14 protein-coding genes and 1 pseudogene are annotated in these 15,288 nt (G+C 72.3%); 4 read left to right on the top strand and 11 right to left on the bottom strand.

The features are described 5' to 3' along the window. Position 1 precedes the first annotated feature (1 nt). Positions 2-979, top strand: coding sequence for a 4-hydroxy-2-oxovalerate aldolase (dmpG, locus tag AB0P24_RS28375; RefSeq protein WP_365798906.1), 978 nt, complete (start codon positions 2-4; stop codon positions 977-979). A 432-nt stretch (positions 980-1,411) separates the two neighbouring features. After that, complete coding sequence (locus AB0P24_RS28370) at positions 1,412-1,996, top strand: hypothetical protein (protein ID WP_365798806.1); 585 nt, start codon at positions 1,412-1,414, stop codon at positions 1,994-1,996. Between the two features lie 393 nt (positions 1,997-2,389). Here AB0P24_RS28370 and AB0P24_RS28365 read toward each other — a convergent pair whose 3' ends face one another. The 5 genes from AB0P24_RS28365 to AB0P24_RS28345 all read right to left on the bottom strand — a co-directional run bounded on the left by AB0P24_RS28365 (position 2,390) and on the right by AB0P24_RS28345 (position 8,859). Continuing rightward, positions 2,390-2,971: a phosphotransferase gene (locus AB0P24_RS28365; RefSeq protein ID WP_365798804.1), complete on the bottom strand. Its 582-nt coding sequence runs from the start codon at positions 2,969-2,971 to the stop codon at positions 2,390-2,392. A gap of 232 nt (positions 2,972-3,203) precedes the next feature. Beyond that, positions 3,204-3,527, bottom strand: coding sequence for an alpha/beta hydrolase fold domain-containing protein (locus AB0P24_RS28360; protein WP_365798802.1), 324 nt, complete (start codon positions 3,525-3,527; stop codon positions 3,204-3,206). Between the two features lie 266 nt (positions 3,528-3,793). Next, positions 3,794-5,302 carry an FAD-dependent monooxygenase gene (locus AB0P24_RS28355; RefSeq protein WP_365798800.1) on the bottom strand — a complete coding sequence of 503 codons (1,509 nt, stop codon included), beginning with the start codon at positions 5,300-5,302 and terminating at the stop codon, positions 3,794-3,796. Between the two features lie 577 nt (positions 5,303-5,879). Then, complete coding sequence (locus AB0P24_RS28350) at positions 5,880-7,094, bottom strand: pyridoxal phosphate-dependent aminotransferase (protein WP_365798798.1); 1,215 nt, start codon at positions 7,092-7,094, stop codon at positions 5,880-5,882. Between the two features lie 388 nt (positions 7,095-7,482). Continuing rightward, on the bottom strand, positions 7,483-8,859 hold the full coding sequence (locus AB0P24_RS28345) for an FAD-dependent oxidoreductase (RefSeq protein ID WP_365798796.1): 1,377 nt from the start codon (positions 8,857-8,859) through the stop codon (positions 7,483-7,485). Positions 8,860-8,931: 72 nt separating this feature from the next. Between AB0P24_RS28345 and AB0P24_RS28340 the strand changes: the two genes are divergently transcribed. Beyond that, positions 8,932-9,933: an AraC family transcriptional regulator gene (locus AB0P24_RS28340; RefSeq protein ID WP_365798794.1), complete on the top strand. Its 1,002-nt coding sequence runs from the start codon at positions 8,932-8,934 to the stop codon at positions 9,931-9,933. Between the two features lie 113 nt (positions 9,934-10,046). Here the strand turns inward: AB0P24_RS28340 and AB0P24_RS28335 are convergent. Further along, positions 10,047-10,248 (bottom strand): annotated as a pseudogene (locus tag AB0P24_RS28335) (alpha/beta hydrolase fold domain-containing protein); the annotation flags it as partial. Between the two features lie 328 nt (positions 10,249-10,576). Between AB0P24_RS28335 and AB0P24_RS28330 the strand changes: the two are divergent. After that, a complete protein-coding gene (locus AB0P24_RS28330; protein ID WP_365798792.1) occupies positions 10,577-11,170 on the top strand; it encodes a TetR family transcriptional regulator in 594 nt (197 codons plus the stop codon). Positions 11,171-11,975: 805 nt separating this feature from the next. Here AB0P24_RS28330 and AB0P24_RS28325 read toward each other — a convergent pair. From AB0P24_RS28325 to AB0P24_RS28305, 5 genes are all read right to left on the bottom strand, one after another. After that, complete coding sequence (locus AB0P24_RS28325) at positions 11,976-12,197, bottom strand: hypothetical protein (RefSeq protein WP_365798790.1); 222 nt, start codon at positions 12,195-12,197, stop codon at positions 11,976-11,978. Between the two features lie 79 nt (positions 12,198-12,276). Further along, positions 12,277-12,525 (bottom strand): hypothetical protein, encoded by a 249-nt coding sequence (locus AB0P24_RS28320; RefSeq protein WP_365798788.1) that lies wholly within the window; start codon positions 12,523-12,525, stop codon positions 12,277-12,279. Further along, positions 12,471-12,866 (bottom strand): hemerythrin domain-containing protein, encoded by a 396-nt coding sequence (locus AB0P24_RS28315; RefSeq protein ID WP_365798904.1) that lies wholly within the window; start codon positions 12,864-12,866, stop codon positions 12,471-12,473. The genes AB0P24_RS28320 and AB0P24_RS28315 overlap by 55 nt, the downstream gene beginning before the upstream one ends. Positions 12,867-13,116: 250 nt before the next feature. Then, complete coding sequence (locus AB0P24_RS28310) at positions 13,117-13,308, bottom strand: hypothetical protein (protein WP_365798786.1); 192 nt, start codon at positions 13,306-13,308, stop codon at positions 13,117-13,119. 306 nt (positions 13,309-13,614) lie between these two features. Beyond that, the gene (locus AB0P24_RS28305) at positions 13,615-15,087 is read right to left on the bottom strand and encodes an NAD(P)/FAD-dependent oxidoreductase (RefSeq protein WP_365798784.1); all 1,473 of its coding nucleotides are present in this window, start codon (positions 15,085-15,087) and stop codon (positions 13,615-13,617) included. Between the last annotated feature and the right edge of the window lie 201 nt (positions 15,088-15,288).

The raw sequence follows: 15,288 nt of genomic DNA, 5'->3' as shown, positions 1-15,288 counted from the left end.
CATGCACGCGGTGCGGCACCGCTACTCCGTCGAACAGGCCCGCTCCATCGCCGCCGCACTGGACTCGGCGGGCGTCGCCGCGATCGAGATCGCACACGGCGACGGCCTGTCCGGCTCCTCCCTCACCTACGGCGTCGGCGCCCATACCGACTGGGAATGGATCGAGGCCGTCACCGGCGCCGCGCAGCAGGCGATCCCCACCACGCTGCTGCTGCCCGGCATCGGGACGGTCCACGACCTCAAGCAGGCACACCGGCTCGGCATCCGCTCGGTGCGGATCGCCACCCACTGCACCGAGGCCGACATCTCGGCCCAGCACATCGCCGCCGCGCGGGAGCTGGGGATGGACGTCGCCGGGTTCCTGATGATGTCCCACATGGTCGAACCCGCCGAACTGGCCCGCCAGGCCGCGCTGATGGAGTCCTACGGTGCCACCTGCGTGTACGTCACCGACTCGGGTGGGCGCCTGACCATGGACGACGTCCGCGCACGCTTCCGGGCCTACCGCGACGTCCTCGACCCCGCGACGGAAATGGGCATCCACGCCCATCACAACCTCGCCCTCGGCGTCGCGAACAGCGTGGTGGCCGTGGAGAGCGGCGCGATACGCGTCGACGCGTCCCTCGCCGGGCAGGGTGCGGGCGCCGGAAACTGCCCGCTCGAGGCGTTCATCGCCGTCGCGGACATCCACGGATGGAAGCACGGCTGCGAACTGTTCCCGCTGATGGACGCCGCCGACGACCTGGTCCGTCCCCTGCAGGACCGCGAGGTGCGCGTCGACCGCGAGACTCTCACCCTCGGGTACGCGGGCGTGTACTCCAGCTTCCTGCGCCACGCCGAGATCGCCGCCGAGCGGTACGGACTCGACACCCGCTCGATTCTCGTGGAGGTCGGCCGGCGCAAGATGGTCGGCGGCCAGGAAGACATGATCACGGACATCGCGCTGGATCTCGCACGGCGATCCGCCCCCGTCGCGTGACCGTCTTCCCGGTCCGAAGCGCGTGGCCGCGCTGACGAACGAGCCGGACAGGCAAGCACGTAGGTCCCCGCGAGGTACAGCAGGTATCGATCAACCGTGACGCGGACCTGCTCGACCTTGTGATCCGCGCGGATCGTTCGGCTGAAGCCTCATGAAGCCTCATGAAGCCTCATGAAGCCTCATGAAGCCTTTCGCCGCGTAGGCGAGCGCCCCGCACGGCCACCAGCACTCCTGCGGCCCCGGCCCTCCGGCCGGGGCCGCACGTGCGTCCACGGCCCGGTCCCGGCCGGCCGCGGCTCAGGTGGTGGTGCCCGGCAGCCCCACGACGCTGAACGCGCCCCTGAACGCCGGCGCGAAGGTGATGCGGCACCGATGGTGGGTAGCTCATAGTGGACTGCTTCATGCCATTGATCTCTGTAGAAACGGACGCCTGTGACGACCGCTGCCAGCGAACCCTCCACCGAGCGTGTCCCCGGCCGGGTCTGGACGATCCGCTTGACCGGGCACGCCGACCGGACCGCCACCGTCACCTGCAGCACCGCGGCATGCCGGATGCCGCCCCGCTCCAAGGACGTGGCCGGGCTGAGGGCGTTCGCCGCTCAGCACGCGGCCGCCCATGCGCGGGTGGCCACCGTCCATGCCAACGCATGGTGCCACTGCGGCACTTCGCAGTGCGCCGCCCACCCCGACACGGCTGCTCACTGCGCGGGCGGCGTGGCACTTGTTCTCCAGCACGATCCCTTCGTGGGACGCGTCTGGACGCTCGAAGAGGTCTGCGAGGCGTGTGCCCCGTTGATCCCCAACGCCCGGGTCCTGGCCCGCGTTCCCCGGTCCTCGCGCGCGAACCAGCGGCAAGAGGGGCAGGTGCCGGCGCCCCAGATGTCGGGACCTGCACGGTCGGCTGTCCCCGGTGGCTTCTCCTCACCCACCGCCCAGCCCACCGAGGGCCAGGCCCACCAGCCCCGCCGCCCACGCCGCACTTCACGCCCCGCCCAGCGCCGCGGCCAGGGGCGCTGAGCGAAGGGGCCGGGCACGAAGGCCGGCAGGCATATACCGTCACCCCCCGAGCATGATCTTGTTGTCCGGCACTGGTTCATCAGCCCCTGCCGCGATGAGACATTCGACGGGCGAAGGCCAGGACAGTCTTGCCGTTCATCGGATCATCGACGGTTCGGTGGTAGCCGATCTGGGTGCGGATGTGGTCCCCCCTCGTCGCACGTTCGCGTGTACGCCGACAGGCGGGATCAACGGACAAGCTGGTAGTGGGTTCATCGGCGACCCGGCCGGTGACGTAGGCGCACCACCAGCCGGTCTATGGGGCACCGGGTGGGGGCCTTGTCGCCTTCGCCCGGTTCGAGGCGACCGGCACCGCGGTCAGCGCCCCGGGGCCGCCGGCCGTCACCCTCGCGGTCACCGCACTGCGCGTTCCAACGCAGCCCGATGATCGGTAACCCACTGACAGGCCGTCTGAACCTGCCTCACGGCTCCTGCGTCACGGAGTCGGGCCATGGCGACGTCACCTGCGTCTGCCTGGGCCTCGATGCCCCGCCAGCACCGGTCCTGCCACCACAAGATGGTGGATACGAGGCGTTGCCGGTCCGACAACTCGTAGCTGTCGACGATCAGTCTCATGCGCCGGGCTGCGTTGTCGATGTCGGTGACCGAAGGGCCCAGGTCGAGGTACTGCCAGCAGACGTGAGCGATGTCGTGGATTCGCGCGCCCGGCGCGGCAAGGTCCCAGTCGATGAACGCCGCTGGCCGAAGCCCGCCACTGGACAGCTGATAGACCGTGTTCTTGGGCGACAGGTCGTTGTGACACACGACCTCCTGGTCCCCGGCCAGGGGGGTGCCGGCCGTGAGGTCGTGGAACCCACGCACCAGCCGGGCGACCGTCACCAGACTCTCGTCGGATGACACGGAAGCAGGTTGTCGCGACTCCCATGCGACATGGCCATCGAGGTAGCCGAGGACTTCACGGCCCTCGTCGTCCATACCGAGATACCGCGGAGCACCCCTCCAGCCACTGGCCTCAAGCAACCTCAGGAGATCACCGACGAACTCCGTGCGAGCTGAGGCTGGACGGCGCACGGTGTCCCCGACACGAACGACCGCGTTGACGAAACCTCCGGGCAAGGACGACTCACGCATCCGTTCATCGTGCCTGATCGCCACCGCTGCTGTAACGACTGACGCCCGGGGTCCCGTCCGCGCCCCGGCACGGGAATCATGAGCCGCTGTGGAGGTCGTCGTGGAGGAAGCGGCCGGACTGGTCCACGGCGGCCCGGGCGGCGTTGGTCCGGCTGACGGCATTGAGCATGGCGAAGCCGTGCAGGATGCCCTCGCAGCGGACGGCGGTGACGTCGTTGCACGCGGCGCACAGCTTGGCGGCGAACGCCTCGCCCACGTCGCGCAGCACGTCGGCCTCGTCCGTGATGCCCTGGGTCTTCGGCAGGTCGTTGAGCTGGTTGAGGTCGGCCCGCAGCGGCGAGGCGAGGAGGCTGTCGAGGTCCTTCTTGTCCGGCGGGTAGGCGGCCGAGAACCACTGCATCGCCTTGCGGGACGGTCAAGGGCCGTTGGCGAACCGCTGGCAGGGCGGTGCCGAGTCCGCGCTGCTGACGGGGTGGAACAGCAGATGCCCGCTCCGGGGGAGGCGTCACCCGCCGGAATCGGCGCCGAGGAGGACGAGAGCCGAGCCCGTCCCGGCGGGCAGCCGTTGCACGTCGCACAGGCGGGTGGTGGCCGGCATCCGCCGCGCACGGCCCGGGTACGGCCCCGCACGGGTACCGCCCGTGTGCGCCGTACCGGGCCGGTGGGTCAGAAGACCGCCGGGATGCTCTCCAGCGCCTTGCTCACCTCGGCCGTGAACCCGGCAGAACGGGCGGTGCCGGTAGCCCACCACACGCGTCCGTCAGGCCGGACGAGCGCGGCGGTCACCCCGGACCAGGCCTCGCCGCCGGTCTCGGCGAGCCGACTCGCGTGGACGTCGATGCCGGCGGCCGCGGCCCGGTCGGTCACCTCGTCGTCCACCTGCGCGTCTCCCATGACGAGCAGCACCGCGCGGCCGTGGTGCAGCAGCGGGAACACCCCCTCGCCCTCCGGGTCGTACACCCGGGCGCCGGTCAGCGGGTGTGCGGCGGGGTCGTCGGAGCGGTAGACGATGTCGAGACCGGAGAGCTTGCCCGCCAGCAGGGCGGAGAATCCGGGAGCGTCGGTGATGGCCTCGTTCAGCGTGGCGCGCAGGGCGGTGACCTCGGGGGTCAGGCCGACGATCAGAGCCGTCTGGGCCAGCGTGTGCTCGGCCAGCTCCCGGCCGACCGGGTGGCGTTCGGCGTGATAGGTGTCGAGCAGGGGCTCCGCGGCGCGGCCCTGGACCACCGCGGCCAGCTTCCAGCCGAGGTTCATGGCGTCCTGGAGGCCGACGTTCAGGCCCACACCGCCGGCCGGCCAGTGGATGTGCGCCGCGTCCCCGGCGAGCAGCACTCGGCCCGCGCGGTAGGAGTCCGCCAGCTTCGTGGCGTTGCCGAACCGGGTGAGCCAGGACGGGTCGTGCATGCCGAAGTCGGTGCCCGCGATGCGCACGGAGGCGTCACGCAGCTCCGCCAGCGTCAGTGGCCCGCGGTGCTGGTCGGCCGGGTCGTACCCGGTGACGCGGAACCGGCCGCCGCCCAGCGGGACGACGAGGAGGCGGCCCGCCTCGGAGAGGGCGGCGAAGCCGGGGTTGGCCGGCGGCTCGTCCAGGATCACCTCGCCGAGGAAGCCGTAGGCCGAGGTGTCGGGGCCGGTGAAGCCGATCCCGGCCTCTCTGCGCACGATGCTGTGGGCGCCGTCGGTGCCGACCACGTACGGCGCGCTCACCTCGTACGGGCCCTCGGGGCCGGTCACCCGGACGGTGACGGAGGTGTCGTCCTGGGCCAGCGAGGTCACCTCGTGGCCGCGCCGGACGACGACGCCGAGCCCCGTCGCGTAGCGCTCCAGGACCTCCTCGGTGACCGACTGCGGGTGGGCCAGCAGGAAGGGGAACGGGGTGGGCAGCGCACGGAAGTCGACCCGGGACTCCAGCATGCCGAAGTGCCAGTTGGGCAGGGCCCGGCCGATGGCCAGGAGATCCTTGTGCCGGTTGCGCAGGGCCAGCACCTCCACGGTGCGCGGCTGGATGCCGAGCGCCTTGGAGTGCGGGCTGCGCCGCTCCTCGCGCTCCAGCACCAGGACGGGCACGCCCGCGATGGCGAGTTCGTGGGCGAGCCAGAGGCCGACGGGGCCGGCTCCCACGATGACGACCTGCTCCGGGGTCCCCTGAGGCGGGGGCTGGCGGGTTGCGGACATGGTGTGCATCTCCTCGGGGAGAGGTCGGTCGCGCGAGCTTTAATGACCGCACGGTCATTATGGATGGTATCGCTGAGCACGTGGGTAATCAAACACGTGTGATGTGGTGCGGAGGTGTGGGTTACGGCGTGGCCGTGCCCGTGCACGTGAAACGTGGAAACGTGTATGCGTCCGCGGGGTGAGGTGTGTCCGTGTGTTCCTTGTGGCGTGATCCCGCACGGGCCGCGCGCGGGCGCGGCAGGCCTGCGTGGACGGAAACGAACGACTGCCCGCACAGACGAGGACCCGGGCAGTGACACACATGTGTCATTTCCGACCGCGCCCCACGGTCCCCCGTTCCCATGGTTTCCCCCGCTCGGGCGAAGCCGAACGGGGCAGAGCGGGAGAGGAGAGAGCAGGAGAGGGGCGAGGAGAGAGAGGCGAGTACGCCCACGGACTCGCGAGCCGGCGCGACCCGGAGTGGAAGCTCTGCCTGGGCGACCCACGGCGGCGCGGGCGGCACACCTGCGTGCGCCGCCGGCCGTCACGTCCGGTGGCGTGTCGAGGCCCGCGTACCGGCACCGCGGGTCTTCGGACGTCAGCCGAGCTTGGCAACCAGCGTGCCGAGGCGGGCGAGCCCCTCGCGCAGTTCGTCCGCCGATGCGGCGCACGAGAGCCGGACATGGGTGTCCGCCGTGCCGAACCCGAAGTCCCGGCCCGGGGTCAGGGCGACGTGTGCCTCGTGCAGGGCCCGTTCGCAGAACTCCCAGGAGGTGAGACCGGTACCGCTGACGTCGAAGTACACGTAGAACGCGCCGTCGGGGCGCACGGGCACCGGCAGGCCGATCCGTTCCAGACCCTCGGCGGCGAGGGCGCGGCGCCGGACGAACTCCTCGCGACGTTCCTCGCAGACCGCGAGCGACTCGCGGGTGAAGCAGGCCAGCGCGGCCTGCTGGGCGGGCGCCGACGCGCACAGGAAGTAATTCTGGGCGAGGCGCTCCATCACGGGTACGTACGCCTCGGGGACGACGCACCAGCCGAGCCGCCAGCCGGTCATGCCGAAGTACTTCGAGAAGCTGTTGACGACCACGGCGCCGGGATCGGACGACAGCACGCTCGCCGGCGGGCGGCCGTGCTCGTCGTGGTCGCCCAGATCGAGGTAGATCTCGTCGACCAGGCGCCACGCGCCGCGCTCGCGGGCCGTGGCGCAGATCGCGGCCAGCTCGGCGGCCGGCACGGAAGTACCGGTCGGGTTCGACGGGGTGGCGACCATGACGCCGCGGGTGCGGTCCGTCCAGTGCGACCGCACCGAGGCGGTGTCCAGCTGGAAGCGGCCGGCCGCGGTGGTGGGCACGAGAACGGCCCGGGCGCCGAAGCTCTCCATGATCTGGCGGTTGCACGGGTACGACGGGTCCGCGATGAGGACCTCGTCCCCGGGGTCGACGAGGGCGGCGGCCGCCAGCACCAGGGCGGCCGAGGCGCCGGCGGTCACCACGATCCGGCCGGGATCGACCACCACGCCGTGCGCGTCCCGGTAGAACCGGGCGATCGCCTGCCGCAGCGCGGGCAGGCCGAGCGCCGGCGTGTACGGCAGGGGCCGTCCGTCCATGGCCTCGCGCATGGCCTCCAGCACCGCCGGGGGCGCGCCGAAGTCCGGTTCGCCGAGGCTGAGCTTGACGACGTGGTGCCCCTGGGCCTCCAGCGCGGCGGCGTGCTTGCCGAACTCCATGGCGTAGAACGGCGCGACGGCTCGCGCGCGGCGCGAGATGCGCGGGGTGTCCGTGCTTCCGCCGTCCGTACTTCTGCCGTCCATGATTTTCCCTCCGGCGTGAGAGCGGCCCCCGCGTCCCCGCGTCCTGGCGGAAACCGGGCGACCGGGACGGCCGGACCCGGTGCCGTGGTGCCCGGTGTGGCGGAGGCCGGGGCCGGTCCCTGCCCGTACCGGCCCGCTACTGGTCGTCCAGCATAGGTGCGGTCCCGGAGGGGACGTACGAGGGAGGTGCGGGTGAACCCTCGCGCGGGTGCGGCGCCTGTCTTTGTGGCAAGGCGTGCCATCACCCCTGCCCGGTGGCAGGTGGCGGCCGGCCGCTCACGGTCAGCGACTCCGGTGCGGGCGACCCGTCACCAGGCCGGGACGCGCGTCCCATGCACGGCGAGCCGGACCGAAACCCGGGCGGTGCTCTCGGTCCGCCGCCGCGCCGCTAGCGGCGGACGGCGCCCAGCACCTCGTTGAACGCCTCGGTGGAGCTGGGGTGCGTGTAGATGGTGTCGCGCAGTTCGCCCGCCGTGACGCCGTGCCGCATGGCCAGCGCGACCGTGTTGATCAGCTCCTGCGAGTCGACGCTCAGCAGAGCGGCGCCCAGGATCCGGTCGGTGGCGGCGTCGATCACGAACTTCATCAGACCGCGGGTCTCGCCGACGATCTTCGCGCGGGGCATCGCGGCGATCTGCGCCACCGGCTTGGACGCGACGCGCACGTCGTGACGGCGTTCGCGCGCCTCGCGCTCGGTCAGGCCCACCCGGGACAGCGGCGGCGTGGTGAACAGCGTGTACGGGACAGCCTCGCGGTCGGCCGTCGTCCGGGTCCCGGAACCGAGCAGCTGGTCGGCGACGATCCGGCTGTCGTCGAGGGAGATGTAGGTGAACTGCGGGCCGCCGTTGACGTCACCGAGCGCGAAGATGTGCGGCCGGCTGGTGCGCAGGTGTTCGTCCACCTCGATCGCGCCCCACGCCGTGGTCCGCACTCCCGCGGCCTGAAGATTCAGCCCCGCCGTCGCGGGCCTGCGGCCCGTGGCGACGAGCACCGCCTCCGCGTCGACCACGTGCTCCTCGCCGGGGACCCGGTAGCGCACCGCGGCGTGCCCGTCCTCGTCCGTGACCCCGACGACCGCGGCGTCCGTGACGAAGGTGACGCCCTCGTCGCGGAGCGTGCCGACGGCGGCCTCCGCCACGTCGGCGTCCTCGCGGGGCAGCAGCCGCGGCCCGGCCTCCAGCACCGTCACCCGCGACCCGAACCGCGCGTACATGCCTGCGAACTCCAGGCCCAGGTAGCCCCCGCCGACGACGACCATGCGCTCGGGGAGCCCTTTGGCTCGGATCAGGTCGGTGCTCGTGCGGGCGTAGGCGCTGGACCGCAGACCGGGGATGTCCGGGACGACGGGCTCGGCACCGGTGTTGACGACGATGGTCGTCGCGGTGACGACCAGGCGGTCGGAGCCGGCGCTCACCTCGACCGACTTCTCGTCGAGAAAGCGCGCCCGGCCCGTGAGGACCGTCACCGACTCGATGTCGTCGAGCATGGCGAAGTTGCGGTCCCGCAGCTCGTCGGTGAGCGTCGTGGTCGCGCCGACGGCCGCGAGCAGGCTGTCCTGCGCCGGCTCGTCGGGGCGCCGCGACTGCGCGTGGTGGATGAGGGCCTTGGTCGGCACACACCCGATGTTGATGCAGGTACCGCCGTACATCTGCGCGGACTGCTCGACCAGGACGACCCGGTGCCCGGCGGCGCCCATCCGCGCGGCGAGCGTCTTGCCGCCCTTGCCGAAACCGATGACGAGGAGATCTACATGCAGGGATTCCATGCGCCTGAGCTTGCCGCGCAGTAAACGCGATGACAAGGTGAGTAAGTCGCAGATTCTGTCGAGGAAGTATCAATGGATGCTCTCAGCCGCCTCATCCGCCTGGCCCGTCTGCGCGGCAGCGTCGACCTGCGCTGCCTCGTCGCAGGCCGCTACACCCTGGACAACCCTGACGCCGGGAAGGGCCAGGCGCCGTTCCACCTGCTGCTCAGCGGCGCGTGCGTGCTCGAGTTGCCCGGACGGCGTGTCGAGGTGACGGCCGGCGACCTGGTACTGCTCCCCCGGGGGGTGGCTCACCGGATGCACGCCCGCGGTCCGCGGGCGGCCACGGACGTCGAGCGCCGCGACGCCGGCCCGTACGCCCTGGTCACCGACGCGGCGTCCGCGGCCGCCGCCCGCGGCGGTGACGAGGAGGAGCGCGGTGGCCCGGACGCCCCCGTGGACCTCTTCTGCGGTCACTACTCCTGGGAGGCCGGGCCGGGCCAGGTCCTGATGGACATGCTCCCCGACGTCGTCCACGTGTCCCTCGTGAACGGCACGGACGCCGACGCGGACGCCGACGGGGGCGCCGGGCATCGCGGCGCGGCACACCTCGGCAGGCTGGCGCCGCTCAGCGGTCTCATGCGGGACGAGGCCGCCCGTGCCGCCCCGGGCGCGGAGGCGGTCCTCGACGCGCTGTGCGACGTCCTGCTGACGCTGGCCCTGCGCGGCACCCCCGGACTCGGCCGGACGCTGTGGCTGGCGTCCGCCCAGGACGTGGTGCGCACCGTGACCGAGGCGGTGCTCCGCGACCCCGCCCACGACTGGCGCATCGAGGAGTTCGCCGGACTCACCGCGACGTCCCGCGCGACCTTCATCCGCCACTTCGTCCGCGAGACCGGGATGAACCCGGGCGACTTCCTGACCCGCCTGCGCATGCTCCTCGCGGCCGACATGCTCACGCGCACCGACCGCTCGGTCGCCGCCGTCGCCGACGCCGTCGGCTACGCCTCGGAATCCGCCTTCGGACGGGCCTTCCGGGTGGCCACCGGTGAGACGCCGGCCCGGCTGCGCCGCGCGGTCCGCGCTCTGCGGTGACCCGGCGTGCTCCGCGGTGCCCCGGCGTGCTCCGCGGTGCCCCGGCACGGCCGGCGCGCTGGTGCGGGGTCCGCCTCCGCGCGCGCCCGCCACGCACGCGGACGCGGGGCAGGTCACCCGTGGGTGCCCAGCGCCTTGCGCAGCGCGCGCACGGTCTGCTCGACGGCCGCCGTCGCGGCTCGGGTGGGACGGACCGGGTTCAGCATCATGAAGTCGTGGACGATGCCGTCGCAGCGGACGCCGGTGGTGGGCACCCCGGCCCGGGTCAGACGGGCGCGCGTACGCCTCGCCCTCGTCGCGGAGCACGTAGTTCTCAGGGGAGCGGAGTGAGGACGGGCCGCACGTCGATGGCGGAGGCCCGGCCCCCGCCGAACGCGGGCGCGGGCCGCCGGGTACGGCGTCGGACGATGCCGCCCGGTTTCCAACGGCTTTGGAACGGGCGGAGGTTGCCCTGCCGGCGGCCCCGCGCACGGACGGCCCCGCGCCGCTCCCGGCCCGGGCGGAGGCTCCCGTTCGGCTTGATGAGTGCCTCACCGTTCCCGGAAGGAGATTGCCGGTAAGGGCATGACAGGGCGAGGACGCGATGGTGACCAATTGGTCACCTGAGGTCCCCGGGGCGGGGCCGCGGGGTAGTGTTCGACGCATGTCCGCCGCTCAGACCCCGTCCGACCGCCCGCGCCGGGTACGCGATCCGGAGCTGCACCGCCGCGCCATCCTCGACGCGGCGGCCCGGGCCTTCGCCGAACGCGGCTACGCCAGGGCCACGCTGCGGGACATCGCCACGCGCGCGGGTGTCACCCACGGACTGGTACTGCGCCACTTCGGCAGCAAGGAGAACCTGTTCCTCGCCGCCGTGCCCGGCACGCGCGGCGTCGAGCACCTGGCGCAGGACTCGGGCGAACCGCTGGCCGCACGGATCGCCGGGCAGTTCGTCCGCCGGCTGGAGCACCCGGAGGGCACCGACCCCTTCGTCGCGCTGGTCCGCAGCGCTTCGGACGACGAGCGCGCCGCCGCCGCACTGTACGTCGCCATGCAGGCACGCACCGACGAAACCTACCGCCGTCTGCTCGGCGAGTACGCGCTGGAGCACCGGGTGCCCTTCGTGGCCGCGCTGCTGATCGGCGTCACCTTCAGCCGGTACGTCATCCGGGCCGGCGCACTGGCCGAGATGAGCGAGGAACACTTCACGAAGGACCTCGCCTCCGCCATCGACGGGTTGCTGCACGAGGCGGGCTGACGTCGGAAGGCAGCAGGCCCGTCCGCCGTCGCCGAACGACGAGCACGGGCCGGGCGCCGCTCGGCGCAGGTGTGCCCCCGGGACCAACTCGCGCCTCTGAGCGCGTTGTTGTGCGGACGTCTGAGATGTTTGGCCGCGGCACAGAGCCTGCCGTCGGCCTGGCGCTGGCGGCAGGTGTGTTATGTGTCTCGAAGTCGTCGAAACGTATGCTGGACGCGTGCCCGGGGGCGCCGGGCGGGTGTTGGACCGAGGGGAGAAGGAGGCGCACACCTCTGCGGAGCGGCCCGAAGGTGGTCGTGATCTTGTTATCCCGGATGGCAAGCGGGGCCGGGCGACCGGTCAGGAAACCGGTCAGGAAACCGGTCAGGAATGCCACCACCAAGATTCCACAACGGCCCGCGAGGCTGGCACACGTGCGGCCCGTGTACGCCGGTCGGCCGCACTGCGCTCCAGGCCGTATTCCGGACAGTGACGACCGGGAGTTCGCCGGTGGCCCGGCCGTCCGGCTCAGTCTCCGTCCTCCGCACCACAGGCGGGCGTTGTCCGGTCTGCGGCTCTCCCGTACCCGGCCGCCCCCGTAAGGCGAATGGCACCGTGTGCGACATCTTCACCCATGAAGCCGAACAGCGGCCCGGCCAGGATCTGGATCCCCGTTGGCTGCGCGCCCTTCTTGCGGTGGCCCAGAAGCGCCGTTTCGGGCGGGCCGCGAGCAGGCTCAGTCTGATCCGGCCGGACGGGGGCCATCGGCCCGATCCGCACCGCGCCGTTCTCAGGCAAGGGTAGACACCCTCGCCGGGTACGCCGGTTACGCCGGTGACCCCAGGAAGGAGTCCAGAGTTCGTCTCAGGTTCATCAGGAACCGGTGGTTGTTCAGCAGTTCCGCCAGCTCGGTCCCGGACGGGACGACCTGTCGCCGGACGCGGTCCTGCTCCCGCAGGTTGTGTTCCAGATCTCGCGCGATCTGCTCGCTGTAGCGCAACGCGAGCCCGGACAGTGCGCAGAATCCGTCGGGATCGGATGTGGACATGCTTTCTCCTTCTTCTTCCCGCAGCGGCGGGTGGTGGCGTCGGGACGCCCCGGCGGACGGGGGGTCGGCGGCGGGTGCGTCAGGCGACGGGCGCCGGGGCGCCGACGGCCCCCTCCAGGCTGTCGAGTGTCGCCTTGGCCTGCTCCTGCATGGCGGCGACGGCTTCGAGCGCGGCCGGGGGCAGGTGGCCGGTGACCACGAGTTCCTCCGGCGTCCCCACCCGCGCGAAGAAACCGAAGTTGAGGTGGATGCCCGTGGCCGGGGAGTCGGCGATCACGGAGCGGGAGAACTCGGCCCGGTCGGCGTCGGGCATGTGCCCGGCGAGCACGGCGAACAGGACCGGTTCCTCGTGCCCGAGGTGTTCGTGAACGAGGTCCCGGACGTGTGGCGCCGTTCCGGCTGCTGCGGGTCGGTCCGCGTCGTCGCGGAGGGGGTCGCGGAGAGTACCTCCAGCGCCGCGTCCAAGGCCTTGTGCTGCGCGTTGAGCCGCCCCAGCTCGGTCTCGACCACAGGGTCGGCCGCGATCAGCAGCGGCCAGAGCACGTGGTCCTCGCTCTCGTGGTGATGGCGCGGGGCGGGCACCGAGAAGTCGAGCAACTTCTCCAGAGCGGGCAGGGGGTGCCGTCTCCCGCGGGGCTGCCCCGGCCAGCAGGGACGTCGCCGCGCGATGCATCTTGTGCAGCAGCCTGGTCTCGACGATCGCCGCGGACCGGGGCAGTTCCACGCTCATGGGAAGACTCCGATCGAACCTAATGACCATCTGGTCATTAGTGGGAAGGTAGCCCGTGCGTGACACGGAGGGCAAGTGCCGTCCACCCGGCCCCGAGCACCTCCCGGGGCTGGTACGGGCCCGGGAGCGGCCGATGACCGATGGACCTCGCGCCGAGCAGAACGGTCGCTGCCGCGAACACGTCGACCGTCACGCGCCCGGCCGTCGGCGCACAGTCGGCGCATAGGGGGAGAGGCCGTCGGTGGTGATCACCGTCGGGACGATGACGCCCGGCGACGCGAACGGCCCGGCGACCGGATCGGTCAGGTCGCGGGCCACGGTGCGGGACCGCAGGGCGCGATCGAGGTAGACGACGGTCACGAGCAGCCGCACCGTCGCCACCAGGAGTGCCTCACCCGCGGTCCGTGGCTCGCCGGTACTCGGCAGCCGTCGGTCGGTCGCTCGCCAGACCGAGGAGACCGAGGCATACCGAAAGAAGTTCAGAGGAATCGGCTGAACGGGAAATTGCCCCATATGGGTCACCCAGTCACCCGGTCGCCCGGTCCACCAGGATGATCACGCCCGGCCGCGCACGGAGATCACGCCCGGCCGCGCACGGAGATCACGCCCGGCCGCCCGCCCGGAACCGGCGCGGCCGGGCGGGCGGGCGGTAACCGGTTTACCGGCCGGTCCCGGGAACGGGGCTCGTCACCCGCGCGCGGCGTGCCGCTGCGCGTTCAGTGTTTCCAGCAGCCGCAGCCAGATCTCGCTCGCCGTCGGATAGCTGGGCACCACGTGCCACAGCGTGGCGACTGGGACCCGCCCCACGATGGCCGTCGTCGCCGAGTGGACCAGGTCGGCGATGCCGACGCCCACGAACGTCGCGCCCACCACGAGGTCCCCGGCGCGGTCGACGACGAGTTTGGCCCGGCCGCGGTAGTCCGGACGGCTCACCCAGGTCCCGGCGAGCGCCGCCATGTCGTACTCCACGACCTCCACGTCGATACCGGCCTCCCGCGCCTGGCGTTCGGTCATCCCGGCGCTGCCCACCTCAGGATCGGTGAACACCACCTGGGGCAGGCCGATGTGCCCGGCCGCGGCGGAGGGCAGTTCGGCGGAGCCGGCGGCGCGGGCCGCGATGACCTCCCCGGCGACACGTGCCTGGTACTTGCCCATGTGGGTGAGCAGCGCCCGGCCGCACACGTCGCCGATGGCGTAGAGCCACTCGCCGCCCACCCCCCGTACGCCCTGGTGGTCGTCGACGTCGAGATGGCCGCCGGGGGAGACGCCCACGGTCTCCAGGCCGATGTCGTCGGTGTTGGGAGTGCGTCCGGTGGCCACGACGACCTCGTCGGCGACGAGCACCGTCCCGTCGTCCAGCGTCACGCTCACCTCGCCGCCGTGGACGTGGCCCTCCCCGGTGTCCCGCACGTCGGTGCGCTCGACCCGCGCGATGGTGCGGCCCAGCAGCAACCGCACGCCGCTGCCGCTCAGCGTCTCGGCGACGATCTCGCCCGCGAACGGCTCGTACCGCGACAGCAGCCGCGCCCCCCGGTGCACGACGCTCACCTCCTGCGCACCCAGGCCCCGCAGCCAGGTGGCCGCCTCGCAGGCGACCACGCCGCCGCCGAGCACGACCACCCGGCGCGGCACCTCGTGCATCGTGGTCACGTCGCGGGACGTCCACGGCAGCGCCGCCCGCAGCCCGGCGACGTCGGGCACGGCCGGACAGGAACCGGTGTCGATCACCACCGCGTGCCGGGCGCGCAGCGTCCTGACCGAACCGTCCGGGCGGGTCACGGCGAGGGTGCGTTCCCCAGTCAGCCGCCCGTATCCGCGGACCACGTCGATGCCCGCGCCGAGCGCCCAGCTGATCTGGGAGCGGTCGTCCAGGTTGCTGATCACGCGGTCCCGCTGGGCCAGGGCCGCGGCCGTGTCCAGCCGTGCGGTCACGCCGGGCACATGGTGGGCCGCGGTGACCACCTCGACCGGCCGGAGCAGGGCCTTGCTCGGCATGCAGGCCCAGTACGAGCACTCGCCTCCGAGGAGGCGGCTCTCCACGATCACCGAGGACAGCCCGGAGAACTGACTCGCGTACTGGGCGGCGTTCTCCCCGGCCGCCGCGCCGCCCAGGACGATGACGTCCCATTCCGAGCGGTCCGGGTCCACCGTCGCGGTCATGGCTCTCCCTCGGTCGTCCCTGGCTGCTGCACCTGTGCGGGGCAGCCTAGGGGCCGGTCACGGGGAGCGCGCGACGGACGTTCGACTTACCTCGTGCGCAAGTCGGAGTCACCACCGCCGACCGGGGCTCAGCAGCCCGGCTGCCGCCCGCGGGCGACGGCCGGGTACACATGTCCGCCTTCGGTCCACGGGCGACCGGGC

This window comes from Streptomyces sp. NPDC086519 (assembly GCF_040686075.1).
Lineage (GTDB): Bacteria > Actinomycetota > Actinomycetes > Streptomycetales > Streptomycetaceae > Streptomyces > Streptomyces shenzhenensis.
This window is presented reverse-complemented; position numbering and strand designations above follow the sequence as displayed.

Excerpts from the sequence above, each read along its gene's own strand:
- AB0P24_RS28340 (WP_365798794.1), top strand. The coding sequence starts at position 8,932 with ATGGATGCTCTCAGCCGCCTCATCCGCCTGGCCCGTCTGCGCGGCAGC.
- AB0P24_RS28360 (WP_365798802.1), bottom strand. The coding sequence starts at position 3,527 with ATGCAGTGGTTCTCGGCCGCCTACCCGCCGGACAAGAAGGACCTCGAC.
- AB0P24_RS28330 (WP_365798792.1), top strand. The coding sequence starts at position 10,577 with ATGTCCGCCGCTCAGACCCCGTCCGACCGCCCGCGCCGGGTACGCGAT.
- dmpG (WP_365798906.1), top strand. The coding sequence starts at position 2 with ATGCACGCGGTGCGGCACCGCTACTCCGTCGAACAGGCCCGCTCCATC.
- AB0P24_RS28365 (WP_365798804.1), bottom strand. The coding sequence starts at position 2,971 with ATGGACGACGAGGGCCGTGAAGTCCTCGGCTACCTCGATGGCCATGTC.
- AB0P24_RS28305 (WP_365798784.1), bottom strand. The coding sequence starts at position 15,087 with ATGACCGCGACGGTGGACCCGGACCGCTCGGAATGGGACGTCATCGTC.
- AB0P24_RS28345 (WP_365798796.1), bottom strand. The coding sequence starts at position 8,859 with ATGGAATCCCTGCATGTAGATCTCCTCGTCATCGGTTTCGGCAAGGGC.
- AB0P24_RS28350 (WP_365798798.1), bottom strand. The coding sequence starts at position 7,094 with ATGGACGGCAGAAGTACGGACGGCGGAAGCACGGACACCCCGCGCATC.
- AB0P24_RS28325 (WP_365798790.1), bottom strand. The coding sequence starts at position 12,197 with ATGTCCACATCCGATCCCGACGGATTCTGCGCACTGTCCGGGCTCGCG.
- AB0P24_RS28355 (WP_365798800.1), bottom strand. The coding sequence starts at position 5,302 with ATGTCCGCAACCCGCCAGCCCCCGCCTCAGGGGACCCCGGAGCAGGTC.